At 61.0% G+C, this 16,341-nt stretch carries 10 protein-coding genes and 1 riboswitch; of the genes, 5 read left to right on the top strand and 5 right to left on the bottom strand.

Annotation, left to right across the window (positions count from 1 at the left end):
- Positions 1 to 46: 46 nt before the first annotated feature.
- The gene (locus H3U90_RS06590) at positions 47 to 2,305 is read left to right on the top strand and encodes a hypothetical protein (RefSeq protein ID WP_198177510.1); all 2,259 of its coding nucleotides are present in this window, start codon (positions 47 to 49) and stop codon (positions 2,303 to 2,305) included.
- A gap of 18 nt (positions 2,306 to 2,323) precedes the next feature.
- Here H3U90_RS06590 and H3U90_RS06585 read toward each other — a convergent pair whose 3' ends face one another.
- The 4 genes from H3U90_RS06585 to ppgK form a co-directional block, all read right to left on the bottom strand.
- On the bottom strand, positions 2,324 to 4,561 hold the full coding sequence (locus H3U90_RS06585; RefSeq protein WP_198177509.1) for an exo-alpha-(1->6)-L-arabinopyranosidase: 2,238 nt from the start codon (positions 4,559 to 4,561) through the stop codon (positions 2,324 to 2,326).
- 70 nt (positions 4,562 to 4,631) lie between these two features.
- Positions 4,632 to 6,008: an MFS transporter gene (locus tag H3U90_RS06580; RefSeq protein WP_232340455.1), complete on the bottom strand. Its 1,377-nt coding sequence runs from the start codon at positions 6,006 to 6,008 to the stop codon at positions 4,632 to 4,634.
- A gap of 131 nt (positions 6,009 to 6,139) precedes the next feature.
- On the bottom strand, positions 6,140 to 7,321 hold the full coding sequence (locus tag H3U90_RS06575; RefSeq protein ID WP_198177508.1) for a pyridoxal phosphate-dependent aminotransferase: 1,182 nt from the start codon (positions 7,319 to 7,321) through the stop codon (positions 6,140 to 6,142).
- A 75-nt stretch (positions 7,322 to 7,396) separates the two neighbouring features.
- Positions 7,397 to 8,167, bottom strand: coding sequence for a polyphosphate--glucose phosphotransferase (gene ppgK / locus H3U90_RS06570; RefSeq protein WP_024626544.1), 771 nt, complete (start codon positions 8,165 to 8,167; stop codon positions 7,397 to 7,399).
- A gap of 174 nt (positions 8,168 to 8,341) precedes the next feature.
- Here ppgK and H3U90_RS06565 point away from each other — a divergent pair, with 174 nt between their 5' ends.
- The 4 genes from H3U90_RS06565 (at position 8,342) to H3U90_RS06550 (ending at position 13,266) form a co-directional block, all read left to right on the top strand.
- On the top strand, positions 8,342 to 9,121 hold the full coding sequence (locus tag H3U90_RS06565; RefSeq protein ID WP_198177507.1) for a nitroreductase family protein: 780 nt from the start codon (positions 8,342 to 8,344) through the stop codon (positions 9,119 to 9,121).
- A gap of 52 nt (positions 9,122 to 9,173) precedes the next feature.
- Positions 9,174 to 9,947 (top strand): histidine phosphatase family protein, encoded by a 774-nt coding sequence (locus H3U90_RS06560; RefSeq protein ID WP_198177506.1) that lies wholly within the window; start codon positions 9,174 to 9,176, stop codon positions 9,945 to 9,947.
- Between the two features lie 137 nt (positions 9,948 to 10,084).
- Positions 10,085 to 10,219: riboswitch (FMN riboswitch) on the top strand.
- Complete coding sequence (locus H3U90_RS06555; RefSeq protein WP_415873745.1) at positions 10,204 to 10,830, top strand: ECF transporter S component; 627 nt, start codon at positions 10,204 to 10,206, stop codon at positions 10,828 to 10,830. Its footprint overlaps the riboswitch before it by 16 nt.
- A gap of 21 nt (positions 10,831 to 10,851) precedes the next feature.
- Positions 10,852 to 13,266 (top strand): energy-coupling factor transporter ATPase, encoded by a 2,415-nt coding sequence (locus H3U90_RS06550; RefSeq protein WP_232340456.1) that lies wholly within the window; start codon positions 10,852 to 10,854, stop codon positions 13,264 to 13,266.
- Positions 13,267 to 13,675: 409 nt separating this feature from the next.
- Here H3U90_RS06550 and H3U90_RS06545 read toward each other — a convergent pair whose 3' ends face one another.
- On the bottom strand, positions 13,676 to 16,324 hold the full coding sequence (locus H3U90_RS06545) for an ATP-dependent Clp protease ATP-binding subunit (RefSeq protein WP_198177504.1): 2,649 nt from the start codon (positions 16,322 to 16,324) through the stop codon (positions 13,676 to 13,678).
- Positions 16,325 to 16,341 lie beyond the last annotated feature (17 nt).

Below are 16,341 nucleotides of genomic sequence, written 5' to 3'. Positions count from 1 at the left end.
TTGATTGTCCCAATCCAGCCCGACATGTCGCCGTTAGAATAAAACCGTGATGACTCTGCCAGCCCTGCGACGCCCCACCCCGGCCAGGGGCACGACCATCCGACTGCTGGTAGCACTTATTGTTGTGCTTATCCTCGAACTGGGGGTATTCAACCTGGCTCATTGGCAGTCGCTGGCGGGTTCCGCCTCGGGCTCTTCGGCAGGGACTGCGGGCAGTATCCAGCCCCGACCGGACAGGCTGGGCCCAGGGCTGTCCCCGCTGCACGGCGGAGGATTAAAGATCACCGATCCGGCTGGTGCCTGGGTGGATGTCCCCGTCGCAGATGGAAAGGCATCCTTCGTCCAGGCCCACTTTGCAGAGGACATCGAGGGTTCATTCCTGTCGCAGATCCATGTACGTCTGGATCTGCGCTTGGCCGGCGACAAGGGCTGGACCCAGGGCACCCGAGGACTGATCTGCCCCGGTCAGTCCCGCAGCCACTACCTGCGCATCAGAGGCAAACCCAGCGGAGCCCGGATCCAGGCCATGCGACTGTGGATACAGGAGCCCATCGGAGCCCGGATGCAGCTGACCGGAATGACCCCGGCAAAGGTGGTCCCCCTGGACCTCAACCCGGCGCGGATACTGATGCTGGCCTGTCTGGTGGCGCTGATCCTGGGCTACCTGCCCGGCTCGGTCCTCTGGCGGACCCCGCTGGACACCGGCTCGGTGAGCCAGCGTCTGGCCCTGGCCCTGATTCTGGCTCCGCTGGCAGCCTGGTCCTGCTGGAACATCCAGCACGATCTGTCCACCTTCACTCCCATGGCCTACCACCAGCCGAATGCATACGTCTACGACTTCAACCAGTACGATCATGTGGCCCAGGCCCTGCTGCATGGACGCCCCTGGCTGGACCTTGGCCAGGCACCGGGTCTGGCCAAGGCAGCCAACCCCTTCGACATAGCCACCCGCAACGCGCTGCTGGCCCAGGACCAGCAACCCATATATTGGGACTACGTCTACCGGAACGGCCATTGGTACTCCTACTTCGGTGTCCTGCCAGTGCTGCTGCTCTTCCTGCCCTACCGTGTGATAACCAGCCTGGTGCATCCGGGCGGCTATGCCCTGCCCACCAGCTCGGCTGCGGCCCTGCTGGTCGCGGCGGCAACCATCATGACCGCCCTGGCCACCATCCGCCTGCTGGCCCGCTGGTTTCCCCGGGTCAACCTGGCCGTGGTCGGCATGGCCCTCATGACCATGCTGGGAGGATCCGGCATGGTCTACCTCTGGTGCCGCCGCAACTTCTATACGATTCCCTTCGATGCCTCCCTGCTGGCGGTCATGACAGGACTCTGGCTCTGGATGGGGGCCAGACGGATCCAGCGACAATCTGTGGACGCCGGTGAGCATTCGGGTCGTGGATCAACACGGATGTGGACCGTGGAGGATGGGGACCGACCCTGGCATCTGTCCGGATCACGGCTCTTCCTGGGATCGCTGTCAGTGGCTGCCACCCTGGGCTGCCGACCAACCTTCCTGGCTGCCGGACTGCTGGCGCTGCCCCTGTTTGCCAAGGAGATAAGGGCAGTCATCAACGCCCTGTTCACGCGCGGGAACCAGCCTGCCAACCTGTCTCGGAGGCGGGCGCTGTCCCTGCTGGTCTGCGGCCTCTTGCCGGTCCTCCTGGTCGCCGCCCCCCTGCTCTTGTACAACCGCTGGCGCTTCGGATCCCTGCTGGACTTCGGCAACCGGTATCAGATGACCGTCCTGGACCTGACCAACTATCATCCCGGCACCCGCGGCCTGCTGCAGATCTTTGGCTACTACCTGCTGCAGCCGTTGACGACCCTGCCGGTCTTCCCCTACCTGCAATTCTCCCCCGCTCCCATGCGGGTCTGGCACTTCACCGAACCCGGCCTGGGCGGGCTTCTGGTCACCACCCCGGTACTTGTACTGGCCCTTGCTCTTCTTGCTCTGCCTCGGGTGCGAAAAGAACTGCATCGTCGGGGATGGATGCCCGCCTCGATCATGGCCCTGGCCCTGGCAGTCCTGGTCATGGTTGCAGACTCATATCTGGGTGGATTCTCGGTGCGCTACACCATCGATTTCGCCTGGCTGATCTGCCTGGCAGCTGTTGTGGTCATGGCCACCGCATCCTCAACATACGAAGACGGCCGCTCCACAGCGGGAGCGGCCGTCATGAGCCTGCTAACACTGGCCTGTCTGGCTGGACTGGTCCTGACATTCATCAACGCCATGGTCCTGCTGGAGCACTTCGACCTCAGTCAGGCCATGAACGTAGCCGTCTGGTTTATAGCACCCTGAGCCCAGCCGACAGTGATGTCAGGAGTCCAGACCCTGTTGCTTGAGGGCCTGGTGATACCGGTCGACCATGTCAGCCACGATGCCATTGCCATCGCCACCCGATAAGGTGATGACCGAGGCCAGTGGCATGGTGTCGAAAAGCTGAGCTGTGTTGGGATCGTCGGGCAGCGGTATGCCATCCTGATCGATACGATCGCGCAGGATAGGTCCGCCAATCGAATTCTCGCGCCACTCGGCCATGGTCGATTCGGCATTCAGTGGCATGAACCGGCCGTCGCCATCCACCTGCAGGTTCTCTTCTGCAACCAGATCGCGGCTGGAAGTACCCACCTGGATGCGGTAGGTGCCCGCCTCCACATGCCAGGCATCCATGGCCGTCGACCAGTAAGCGAAGTCGCGCTCGGTCAGGTCCATGCTCACCCGGCTGGACTGTCCCGCCTTCAGGAAGACCTTGGTGAAGGCCTTGAGCTCATGGCTAGGCCGATTCACCCGGCTGGCGCAGGGGGCCACATAGACCTGCACGGTCTGAGCGCCATCCACCTGCGAGGTGTTGGTCACGGTCACCTCCACCCGAGCCGAGTTGGCTCCGGTCTTGGTCACCACGACCTGATCCAAGTCGAAGTCGGCATAGGACAGGCCGAATCCGAAGGGGAAGGCCACCGGACGCTGGAAGGTGTCGTAGTAGCGGTAGCCCACGTAGACGCCCTCACCGTAACGGGAGTGACCCTCCTCGCCGGGGAAGGAGGTGATGGTGGGGTTGTCCTCCAACCAAACAGGAATGGTTTCAGGCAGATGGCCCGAGGGGTCGGCGGCACCGGTCAGCACATCCACCACGGCGCGTCCTCCCTCCTGTCCCAGCAGCCAGGTCTCCAGCAGACCCTTGGTCTTCTCCATCCAGTCGGCAACAGTCACCACGGCTCCATTGGAGAGGACGGCGACCACCCGGTCATTGACCTCGGACACGGCCTTGAGCAAAGCCACCTGCTTGTCGGGAAGATCCATGCTGGTGCGGTCGAAACCCTCGGACTCGGCGTATTCAGGCAGACCCAGGAAGAGCACCACGGTGTCGGCTCCACGCGCAACATCAAGCGCCTGCTGGGTCAGGGCAGGATCCTGCTCCTTCTCGTCCAGTGTGAACCCGGGAGCGAAGTCCACATTTATGCCAGCCTCTTTGAAGCCATCCAGGGCCGAGGAGACCTCAGTGGGCGTGATGTGCGAAGAACCGCCACCTTGGTAGCGGGGAGTCCGGGCGAATTCGCCGATGACGGCGACCTTCTCCTTCGGATCAAGAGGCAGGATCCGGTCCTCGTTGCGCAAGAGGACGATGGACTCCTGGGCCGCGCGACGGGCCATGTTGTTGTGTTCCTGGACATCGTAGCGATAACCCTGCTGGGACATGGCCGGACGGGCCTTGTCGATCAGGTCCAGGATCCCCTGGGCCATCCGGTCCAGCTGTTCCTTGTCCAGCTTGCCAGCCTGTACGGCCTGGACCACCTGGTCGTCAGTGCGGGAGGGCGGCATCTCCAGGTTGAGCCCGGCCTGCAGGGCATGGACCCTGTTGTGGACGGCACCCCAGTCGGACATGACCATGCCCTGGTAGCCCCACTCCCCGCGCAGAACGTCTGTCAGCAGCCAGCGGTTTTCCGAGCTGAAGACCCCGTTGATCTTGTTGTAGGCGCACATGATGGTCCAGGGCTTGGCATTCCTGACCACATATTCGAAGGCCGGCAGGTAGATCTCGCGCAGGGTGCGCGCGTCCACGTCAGAGCTGACCCTGAGCCGGTCGGTCTCCTGATTGTTGGCTGCAAAGTGCTTCAGAGAGGTGCCCACCCCCTTGGACTGAACCCCCTCGACCAGACCTGCAGCTTCATGCCCGGCCAGTACAGGATCCTCCGAGTAAAACTCGAAGTTTCGGCCGCCCAGCGGGCTACGCTTGATGTTGATGCCGGGGCCCAGAATGACGGCCACCTTCTCCTGGATGCACTCCTCGCCCATGGCCTGGCCCACCTGGTAGGTCAGATCTGGGTTCCATGAAGAGGCCAGTCCAGCGGTCGGGGGGAAGCAGGTAGCCGGGACCGAGCCATAGACATCGGAGCCAGTGGCCTTGCGCAGTCCGTAGGGGCCGTCGGTGATCATATAGCCTTCATAGCCCTTGTCGGGCAGCCCCTGCAGGTGCCAGGAGTCGGCTCCCGAGGTCAGCGAGGCCTCCTCTTGCAGATTCAGATCCTTGGCTTTGGTATGCGATTCTTCTGTCATGTCTTTTTCCTTTCGGGTTCGATTAGCCGGGCCACTGCTCAGCACAGGTCCGGATTACAGGTTTTCAGACTCACTTGACCTTGCGAATCATCATGATGAAGACGGTTCCCACCAGCAGGCAGGCGATGGCGACTGGGAAGATCATCCTGTAGCCGCCGAAGAGGCCAATAACCAGCGTGGTGCACCCGGGGGCGATCACCTGGCCGATCGTATTGGCCAGGTTGAGGATGCCCAGGTCCTTGCCGGCCTCCTTGGCGTTTGGCAGCACATCGACGTTCAGCGCCTGGTCGACTGACATGTAGCAGCCGTTGCCGATTCCGGCCAGGGCGGCATAGAAGTACATGCCCGTGGCGGTTGGCATCAGGAAGGGGAAGAGTATGCCGACGGCGAGAATCAGACAGCTAGTGGCTACGATCACCTTCCGCCTGTGCAGGAAGTCCGAGAGGGGACCCGAGACCACGGACGCCAGGATGGTTGTCACCACCGAAATCAAGGCCATGACCTTGAGTGTGGATGCGGCCTGGGCATCGCTCAGGTGGCAGTACTTCTGCAGTATGTAAAGCTGGTAGCCCTGAATCATGAAGCAGCCGACGACGAAGGTGAACCTGCCCAGAAGCGCCAGGTAGAAGTCGCGGCTGTTTTTGGTGGGCGGTATGAAGGACCGGCCGACATCCGCCCAGGTTCGTTCCACGACCGTGTTGGCAGCCGATTTCTCCCGGGGCCAGATCAACACGGTGAGAATACCAGAAAAGAGGAAGATGATCATGGCGACCACCAGGCCGGTGTGGATGTTGGCCATGAACGAGCTGCCGATGATGGTTCCCAATTGCTGGCCGATGACCTGGCTGGCCCCATAGAGTGCCGAATAGGTTCCCCTGGTCGACTCGGGAATCCTGTCGGAGAGGACCGCCACGGCCGGGGCTATCAGGCAGTTGATGCCCACCTGAACAATGCACCAGCCGAAGATGATCATGGGAAGTGTATGGGACTGGATGACCAGCAGGAAGCCAAGAGCGCCGATGATGCCGCCCAGCACGATCCAGGGGGTGCGCTTGCCGACCCGGAACCTGGACATATCCGAGAGAGCGCCAAAAACAACATTGGCCACCAGGGCGAACACACAGCCAATCGAATTCATTGTCCCCAGAGCCGCTTCAGCGCTGACTCCATGCAGGGAATTGAAAATCTGAGGCAGGAGGACCCCGGACCCCATGGTAAAGGGCGCGGCCCAGAGCAGGGATACCAGGACGAAGCCAATGGCAAAGCGGACCTTCTCCGCATTGTTGAGCCTTCTGCCCGTATCCGGAGCCAGGCTTGGATCCACGCCTTGATTCGCCACAGCACCTCCGGTCTCATCTACAGAGGCCATGGCCTTGATGTCTTCCCCGACTCGAGCACCAACCCCCTCGGCTGGATTTCCCCTTCGATCCTTATTCTCGTCTATCATCGTTATCACTCCTTCGTGTGCAGCCTTGCAATCAGTGGCTCATCATTGAGCCGTGCCAATCTCCCCCTTCCATAACCGACAATTGTTCAGAACTTATTATCGGAGCAAACCAGGCAAGAGGAGGGTTATAATCACAATATTTTTTCTATAGCTGAGACAACTGAGTTCACATTTCGGCGGAATTCCGAGGATTCCGGCAGGAGCGACAGGGCCAGATATCCGTTGCCTGGCATGTCGAAAAAGTATCCCGGCTGGCCGGTCAACCCGTATGACCCAATCAGGCGAAGGACCAGATCCTCCTCGTCGATGACCTCGGGAAAACGCAGCAGAACGTTCCAGCCGCCCTCAGGCCTGAGCAGGGAGACGCAGGACTGCTTTTGGTCCAGTGTCTGTCTGAGGATTTCGAGATTGCCCCTGACACGCTCCCCCACCCGACTGGTCTGGCCAGGGATATCCGAGAGCATGGCTTCCATATCCTTGGTGATCAGAAGGCTCATGGGCAGGTAATCGTCGGCTATCAGGTCAAGATGGCGCTTGGCGGCGGCAACCTGGTTGGCCGGCCCGGAAACCTGGATCCAGCCCACCTTGGCGTGAGGAGCTGCCAGGCTCTTCGAGAACCCGTCCAGGGCAAAAGTCAGCACCCGATCCTCACCAGCCAACCGGGCACGACCCGGCAGAGGATCCAGAGGGTAATCGAAAAAGACCTCATCCGCTATGATGGCCACCCCCTGCCGTCGACAGAGTTCCATCAGTGACTGGCGTTCTTCCGGATGAATGTAGGAACCGGTAGGGTTGTTGGGGTTGATAAGGACCAGAGCACGGATGCGATCGCCTCCGGGTCCCTCCAGGGCCTGCCTGACCGTGGCCAGGTCAAGGACCCAGGACCCGTCGTAGGCCAGGCGGTATGGGATTGTTCGGATGCATTCCAGGCCGGCAATGGATTCGATCAAGGGATATCCGGGCCTGGGCTCCAGAATGGCGTCATCCGGGTCGCAGAGGAGCTTCATCAGCCATGAATAAGCCTGTGATGTGGATGAGAGCAGGTAGAGGTCATCAGGATCGACCGCCGCACCGTCCTCGCTCTGGCTCAATTCCTGACGCCCGGTCAGAAACTCGGCTAGGGCCTGTCGGGCCTTACGAGGTCCTCTCGGTTCCGCCTCATATACCTGGGACAGGAATGAGGGGGCCAGCCCGAAGTGCGTGGGGTTGGAATCATTCAACCTGCCCAGCTTGAGACCCTGGGAACGTGCCTCCGACTCGGCCAGAGCAATGCGATTGGGGTGGTCGGACCCGGTACGGTGAGAAAAATGCACGATTCTTCAGCTCCTCCTCCGATCCGGCAGTCGCCAGAACGCCCAATACAGGACAGTCGCAGAAAAAGCCCTGCCTCACCCCAGATGCTTTTGCCGTAGATCAGCAAGATAGGCGGCGCCAACGATGCCGGCCTGATTGCGCAACTTGGCAGCAACGATGGGAGTCTTGATGTCGATGTGAGGCAGGAACTTCTCGCTCATCCGACTGACACCGCCGCCGACGACGAAGAAATCGGGATTGAAGTAGTGCTCAAGCAGTCGGTAGTACTTGGTCAGACGGTTGGCCCACTTCTTATAACTCAGCTTCTTGCGGTCGCGCACCGAAGAGGCTGCGTACTTTTCCGCATCCTTGCCGTCCAGCGTCAGGTGGCCCAGCTCACTGTTGGGAATCAGCACGCCGTTGTATATCAGAGCCGTGCCGATGCCGGTGCCCAGTGTCGTGGCGATGACCAGACCCTTCTGTCCCTTGGCCGCCCCATACTGCACCTCGGCCAGACCAGCTGCGTCCGCGTCGTTGACGACACTGACGGGCCTGCCGCAGGCCTTGGAAAGGACCTCCTGAACATTGGTACCCACCCAGGCCTGGTCCAGGTTGGCCATGAAATCGAGCGGCTTGTCAGGCTTGACAGGAGCCGGGAAAGCGATGCCTACAGGCACATCCGAGGAAACCTCGAATCGATCCAAGAGCTCCTTGACCACAACCCCCACAGCCTCTGGCGTGGAGTGCTCGGGAGTCAGAATTTTCTTGCGAGGCTCTGCAAAATCGCCGATCGTCAGGTCAACAGGGGCAGCCTTGATACCGGATCCACCGATATCCACTCCGAAAGCCTGCGCTGTTTCAATCATTGCTGCTCCTTAGCTGATCAAAGATGAGGGTCCGAACCGGCACGGTAGCGATTGTACCCCAAGCCATGCCTCTGCGACCCCTGGCAGCGGCACAAACCGGACCAGGCGTGGACTCTTCCGCCGGCCTTTGTGCCACCACCTGCAGGAAGCGGAATTGGGTGGGATAATGAGGTTATGACCGAACATACACAGCTTATTGACGCAGTCAACGTGCGCATCACCACCAGAGAATACGACCCCAAACCCATCGATCCCGACCTGGCCAGACAGCTGGGCAGCACCCTGAACGCCCTGAATACGCTGAGTGGCCTGGACATGCAGCTGGTCCTGGGCAAACCCGACGCCTTTGCGGCCGACAACGCTTCCGGTCACCTGGCCAATGCGGCCAACTACCTGGCCCTGGTCGGACCCAAAGATGAAGGGGAAAGCCTGGAAAAAGCCGGCTTCTATGGTGAGCGCATGGTTCTGGCCGCCACCCTGTACGGACTGGGGACAGGATGGGTGTCGGGCAGCTGGGATCGTAAGGCGGCCGAGCGCCACTGTCGGATAACCCCCAGCCAGTCGCTCTATCTGGTGGTCACCATCGGCTATCCGGCTGACCAGATCGGCTACGGCAACCAGGACTTCGACAAGCTTTGCCAACGACAGAGCGAGCATCGACCCTCCAAGAGCTATGAGGAGTTGACCTCAGCCATGAGCGCGCAGGACCGCCGGGATGCTCCGGAATGGTTCAAGGCCGGCGTGGCTGCCGCCGCCAAGGCTCCTTCGGCCATGAACGGACAGCCGGTGGTTTTCGCCTTGGACAAGGATTCAGGCGATGCGATCGCCACCCTGGACCCCTCGGTCTCCTACGGGTCCGCAGTCGACCTGGGCATAGCCAAAATGAACTTCCAGATCGGAGCCGGCGGCGGCACCTGGACCTGGGGCGACGGGGGCCGTTTCATCAGGTCCTGACCATAGCTGTACCCCGGTGACCCGGCAAGGGGGCCGTGTAGGGTGATGAACTATGAACAATGGAGCATCTTCATCACAATCCGTCGCCGAACCGGGCGCTGAAGCAGGTTCGACAACCCTTTACCTGACCCGGCACGGCAGGACGACGGCCAACGTCATGCATCTGATGCAGGGCTGGTCCGATTTCCCCCTGACCAGGCGAGGTCGTGAGGATGTATGCCAGTTCGGCCGGGGACTGCGCCCCATTCGTTTCCGTGCGGCCTGGAGCGGCAATCTGAGCCGACAGTATGAAACGGCCCGCCTGGCCCTTGACATGTCCGGCAATGGAGATCTGCGTGTGGGCGTGGACCCTGACCTGCGCGAGGACAACTTCGGCAGTTTCGAGGGCCGGGACGAGCGCACCACTCTGGACCAGGTCTGCGCCGCCATGGGGTTCAAGGACTTCGCCGCAGCCAAGGCAACCTACGGCAGGGACATTCCCGTCCATATGCAGGATACCTTCCATCGGCTGGATGCCCAGGACGTCCTGTCCGCAGGACTGGAGAAAGAGGATCGGGCTGAGACCACGGCCCAGGTCCGTAGCAGAATGATCGGCGCACTGACGCGCATCGCCCAGTCTGCCCTCGAAGAGGGCGGCGGGCCCGTCCTGGTGGTCTCCTCGGGCATGTGCCTGCAACAGTTCCTGGTGGCCATCGATGACCACTGTCCCATCCCTGACATGGACAACACCGCAGTCACCAAGGTGATTTATGGGGATGACGGCTTCCGCTTGGCGGGCCCGGTCAGCTCGATGGAGTATTTCCAGGCAGGGAGTCAGGACAAGTAGCGGGCGGAACTTTCAAGCGCGCTGCACTTCTTCGGCCATTAGATTTTTAATGGTTTTACTTTCTTCCTGGCGTGTCTGCAAATGCACCGGCAGCAAGAGGGAATTGACCATTCCAAGGAGCGCAGCTATATTGAAAGCGTCAGTTTCAGGGAAGGTGAAAGTCCTTACTGGCGGTATCCGGCTGAATGCCGGGAGCCCGCGACCCGCGCAAGCGGTGGATATCGGTCAAAATCCGAAGCCAACGGTTACAGTCCGGATGGAAGAAACGAGGCCCTCTATGAGCATGCCCAATTCTCATTCACACACCACTACAAACAAGGACACGCGCTTCAACGATGTCCACTCCACAGGTGCAGGCGGTTCAGGACGCTGGTCGACCAAGCGAATCGCGGTCTACGCGCTTTTCGTAGCCCTGGCCATGGTTCTGAGCTTCTTCTCCTTCCCGATCTTTCCTGCCGCCCCTTGGCTCAAATACGACCCTTCAGGCATCGTCGTGCTGGTTTGCGGCTTCGCCTTCGGACCGGCGGCTGCAGCCATCATCTCCATCCTGGGATTCGTACCGCACCTGTTCACCAACCCGTTCGGCGCTCTGATCTCGATGATTGTGGCCCTGGCCCTGAGTGTGCCGGCAGCCTTGGTCTACCGCAGGATGCACAGCCGCAAGGGAGCGGTCATCGGAATCCTCACCGGCGCCATTCTGGGCGTGATCGCAGCCATCCTGTGCAACGTGGTGATCACCCCCTTCTATGCGCACATGTCCATGGCCAAGGTGGTCGCCATGATCGTGCCCATCCTCCTGCCCTTCAACCTGATGAAGTTCGCCATCCACGGCGTGGTCACCTTCCTGATCTACAAGCCCATCTCCACGCTGATCAACAAGTAAGCCTCGGCGGTTCGGAACGTCATGGCAGCATCCATGACCCAATCCGCAGGCTCGGATTCTGCGGTTTCGAAGACAACGGTCGCCCGCCTGAATCAGGTCTCCTTCTCCTATGACGGAGGCCAGACCTGGGCCTTGGACAACTTGACCATGGAGGTGCATGCAGGCGAGCACCTGTGCATCCTGGGAGCAAATGGTTCCGGCAAATCCACCCTGGGAAGCATACTCTCGGGTGCGACGGCACCTGACCGAGGCCAGGTCGAGCTTATGGGCCGGGTGGTCTGCTCCGATACCTCGGACCAGGGCCGCCGGATCGACACTGAGGCCTACCGGCAGGCGCGACGGAGCATCGGCATGGTCTTTCAGAACCCCGAGGACCAGATCGTGACCACTGTCGTCCAGGACGACGTGGCCTTCGGACCCGAGAATCTGGGCCTGCCCCGTCAGAGAATGCTCTCCTGCGTGCCAGCGGCCCTGAGGCAGGTGGATCTGCAGACGCGGATGAATGATGATCCCACCCGCATGTCTGGCGGACAGCAGCAACGACTGGCCCTGGCCGGCAGCCTGGCCATGAATCCAGGCATGATGGTGCTGGACGAACCTGGTGCCATGCTCGATGCAGCCGGCCGACAGGAGATCCAATCAATCCTCTGCCGGCTGACAGCCCAGGGCACGGCTGTCGTCCATATCACCCACCTGCTCGAGCAGGCCAGACAGGCCGATCGGGTCCTCGTACTTGACCATGGACGCATCGTGGCCTCCGGAAGACCTGATCAGATCCTGAACAGTCAGGATCTATTTGCCCTTGTTGGCGAACCTGACCAAAATCCACTGACACAAAGCAGGACATCAGATACGGACGCCAAAACCGCAGTCGGCAACCACACTAGTCCCATGGTCAAGTTGTCGGATGTCTCTTACAGTTTTCCGGATGCTGGAAGCAAAGCCCTCAGCCAGGTGAATCTGGAGCTGGCGGCAGGACAGACCCTGGCCATCATCGGGCGCAACGGATCCGGCAAGTCCACACTGGCCAGGCTCATCTGTGCCCTGGCCGCCCCAGACAGCGGTTCCATCCAGGTGGCCGGCCTGCCCCTGGCCGGGCCCGACCGACCCAAGGCCAAGCATCTGCGGCGCCAGAATCTGAAGCTTCTGCGCCAAAAGGTCGGCTATGTCATGCAATACCCGGAACATCAGCTTTTTGCGGATACCGTTGCCCAGGACATCGCCTATGGCCCGCACAACCTGGGCTATGGGTCCGAGCAGGTGCAGCAACGGGTGGATGAGGCCATGAAACTGCTGGGCATCAGTGATCTTGCTGATCGCTCCCCCTTCGACCTGTCGGGGGGTCAGCGGCGGCTGGTGGCCATCGCCGGAGTTGTGGCCTGCAGCCCACAACTGCTCGTTTTGGACGAGGCCACCGCCAGTCTCGACCCCCAGGCCTGCGCACGCATCATGAGGCTGCTTCGTGTACTCCATCAGCGCGGGGTCACCATCGTCATGAGCACCCACGCCGATCGCGAGGCCCTGGATCTGGCCGACCAGACGCTACTCCTGGAGCATGGGGAAACGCTGGACTATGGGCCGACTGCCGAAGTCGTGGAACGTTACCACCAGCTACTCACTACAGATACAGCGAAGCAGGAAGTGAATCAAGCTCAGACCGACCAGAAACCTCCATCCTTGCTGGCAAGACTTGACCCGCGAGCCAAGCTGGTGACCTTCCTCCTAGCCATGTTCACCGCCTTCGCCATTTCCACGCCGACGCAGCTCGTTCTCGCGCTGGTGGTCACTGTCGGCCTCTTTGCCGCCGCCCGAGCCCCACTGCGTTCCATTATGAACTCGGTCAAAGGCTTTCTGGTCCTCATGCTTCTGCTGGCCCTGTTCAATCTTTTGGTCACGCAGACCGGCCGCAGGCTGGCCGCCTGGGGTCCATTTGTGCTGACTACAGGAGGAATTTGGGTGGCTGTGCTCTATGCCTGCCGCTTCATGCTGATCATCTTTTTGGGGGCGCTCCTGGTGGAGACCACCACCCCAACACAGATGACCGATGCCTGCGAATCCCTGCTGAGCCCACTGTCCAAGCTGGGCATTCACACCAACGAGATTGCCCTGGTCCTCTCATTGGCCCTGCGTTTCATCCCCACCCTGGGACGTGAAGTTCAGGCCATCGTGGAAGCCCAGGCCGCCCGCGGCGGATCCATCGAGTCGGGATCGCTCTCACAACGCCTTCATGCAGCCATAGCCATCACGGTCCCCGTCTTCGCTGGAGCCCTACGACACGCTGACAACCTGAGCCGGGCCCTGGACGCCCGCTGCTATGAAGGCAGCCGTCAAGAGCGCACCCACTACCGATTGCTGCGACTGGGCAGGATGGACATCCTGTTCATCGCTCTCATGGCCTTCTACCTGCTGGCCCTGCTGCTGCATCCCTTGTTCTGAGCAAAAAGGCTGCACCAAGCGCTTAGCCCGCAGTCCTTTCAGTCGGCTAGGCCTTCTTCACGCCTAGCTAAGTGCTCAATCACGCAACTTGCTGAGTTGTCGGCTGTTCGGGCAAAGGAACCGTTATGAATGGAATGCTGACTCGGGAACACTAGCGTCACTTACTGTCGATTGCATCTCAGACTTGAGATTCATATAAGGAAATGATCGAGCCCTTCGGTGGACTCGTAAGGCAAAAGCGAATGCGAGCTCATTCTGCCAATAGATGCCATATACCCCAACGAGGCTCCAGGAACGACATCGCAGCAATCAACGCAAATGCTCAGCAGTACAGAATAAGAGGGACTGGAGCGCATTACAGTGCTCCAGTCCCTCTTCAGTAAGCTGCGTCAGGACTTAACCCTCTGTCTCAATCACTGGCAGGCGAACTCTGGCCGGACTGCTCAGGACCATGACCATCCTGGCTCCGGCTGTCAGCCTCGCCTACTGGCGGAACATCAGCGTCGGTGGAACCAACCGAAGCTCCGACCAGTTCAGACTTCTGGTCCTGCCCATCAGCGGAGCTGGCCGCATGCCGGGGTCCCTCAAAGGGCTTGCCGGTGAAGGTGAATTCACCCAGGATGCCCTCGCCTTCGGCGTCGACCTGGACGGACTCATTGTCCGTAAGGTCGCCCATGAGGATCTTCTCGGAGACGGCATCCTCGATGTCCCGCTGGATGACGCGACGCAGAGGCCGGGCACCCAGGAGCGGATCGAAGCCCTTCTCGGCCAGCAGATCCTTGGCCTTGTCGGTCAGGTCCAGGGACATGTGGCGCTCGAAGAGACGGTCGTTGAGCTGAGCGATGTCCAGATCGACGATCTGACGGACCTGGGGCTCGGTCAGCTGCTGGAAGACGATGATGTCATCCAGGCGGTTCAGGAACTCGGGCCTGAACTGCTGCTTGAGCTCGCTGGTCACCTGGTCCTTCATCCTCTGATAGGAGGTCTCGGTGTTGCCACTCACGTTGAAGCCGGTATTGGCCGCCTTGGCGATGTCGCGGGTTCCCAGGTTGGTGGTCAGGATGATGATGGTGTTCTTGAAGTCCACCATGCGACCCTGTCCATCAGTCAGGTGACCGTCGTCCAGCACCTGCAGAAGGGTGTTGAAGATGTCCGGATGAGCCTTCTCGATCTCGTCGAAGAGGACCACGGAGAACGGCTTGCGCCTGACCTTCTCGGTCAACTCGCCACCCTCTTCGTATCCCACGTACCCCGGAGGGGCGCCGAAGAGACGAGAGGTGGAGTACTTCTCCGAGAACTCGGACATATCCACCCGGATCAGGGCATCCTCATCGTCAAAGAGGAACTGGGCCAGAGCCTTGGCCAGCTCGGTCTTGCCCACGCCGGTGGGACCGGCGAAGATGAAGGAACCTGCGGGACGCTTTGGATCCTTGAGGCCCACACGGGTGCGGCGGATGGAGCGGGACAGGGCGGACACGGCCTCATCCTGGCCGATGATCCGCTTGTGCAGCTCCTTCTCCATACCCAGGAGCTTCTTGGACTCGGCCTGGGTCAGCTTGAAGACCGGGATGCCGGTGGTCGAGGAGACCACCTCGGCAATCACATCCTCGTCGACAACCATCTTGACATCGGACTCGCCCTCATGCCAGGCCTGCTCCTTCTCCTTGCGCTCGGCCTCCAGCTTCTCCTGGCTGTCGCGCAGCTGAGCTGCCTTCTCGAAGTCCTGGTCCTTGATGGCCTGGTCCTTCTGAGCGGAGATGCGATCCACCTTGGCATCCAGCTCCTTGAGCTCCGGCGGGGCGGTCAGCCGCTTGATGCGCAGACGTGCGCCGGCCTCATCAATCAGGTCGATAGCCTTGTCAGGCAGGTTCCTGTCCTGGATGTAACGTGCAGAAAGCTCGGCCGCCGACTGCAGGGCCTTGTCGGTGATCGTGACATGGTGGTGATGCTCGTAGCGGCCGCGCAGACCCTTGAGGATCTCGATGGTCTGGGCGATGGTGGGCTCGGAAACCTGAATGGGCTGGAAGCGCCGCTCAAGGGCTGCGTCCTTCTCGATGTACTTGCGGTACTCGTCGGTGGTGGTCGCTCCGATGGTCTGCAGCTCGCCACGGGCCAGCAGAGGCTTGAGCATGTCAGAGGCTCCCAAGGCCCCGTCGGCAGAACCTGCGCCGACGATGGTGTGGATCTCGTCGATGAAGAGAATGATGTCGCCCCGGGTCTTGATCTCCTTGAGCACCTTCTTCAGACGCTCCTCGAAGTCGCCCCGGTAGCGTGAACCGGCCACCATGGAGCCCAGATCCAGCGAGTAGACCTGCTTGCCCTTGAGGGTCTCGGGCACGTCGCCCTCGTGGATCTTCTGCGCCAGGCCCTCGACCACGGCGGTCTTGCCTACACCGGGCTCGCCGATCAACACCGGGTTGTTCTTGGTCCTCCTGGACAGGACGACCATGACCCGCTCAATCTCGTTGGCCCGGCCGATGACGGGGTCCAGCTTGCCTTCAGCGGCCTCCTGGGTCAGGTTCCTGCCGAACTGGTCCAGAATGGCCGAACCGGTCTGTCCGCCCTTGTTGGCAACACCACCGGCATTGGCCAGATCTCCCTTGCCGGCGTCGCCGCCCTCGTGGTTGCCACGAATCATGTCAATGGTGGCGGTCCGCAGATCGCCCAGGTCCACACCCATCTTGATCAGCACCTGGGTGCCGACACCCTCACCCTCGCGGATGAGTCCCAGCAGAATGTGCTCAGTGCCAATGTAAGAGTGACCCAGCTGAAGCGCCTCACGCAGCGACAGCTCCAGGACCTGACGGGCGTGCGGCGTAAATGGGATGTGCCCATTGGGAACCGCATTGCCCTTACCGATCATCTCCTCGACCTGTTTGCGGGTGGCATCCAGTTCCACGCCCTTGGAGGCCAGGGCCTTGGCGGCGACACCGTCACCTTCCCTGATCAGGCCCAGGAGGAGGTGCTCGGTGCCGATGTAATTGTGCTGCAGAGTGCGGGCCTCTTCCTGCGCCAGCACAATCACCCGCCGCGCACGGTCGGTAAACCGTTCGAACATACTTGTCCTTCCCTTTG

The organism is Bifidobacterium sp. W8103 (genome assembly GCF_016100775.1).
In the GTDB taxonomy this organism is placed as follows: Bacteria; Actinomycetota; Actinomycetes; order Actinomycetales; family Bifidobacteriaceae; genus Bombiscardovia; species Bombiscardovia choladohabitans.
This window is presented reverse-complemented; position numbering and strand designations above follow the sequence as displayed.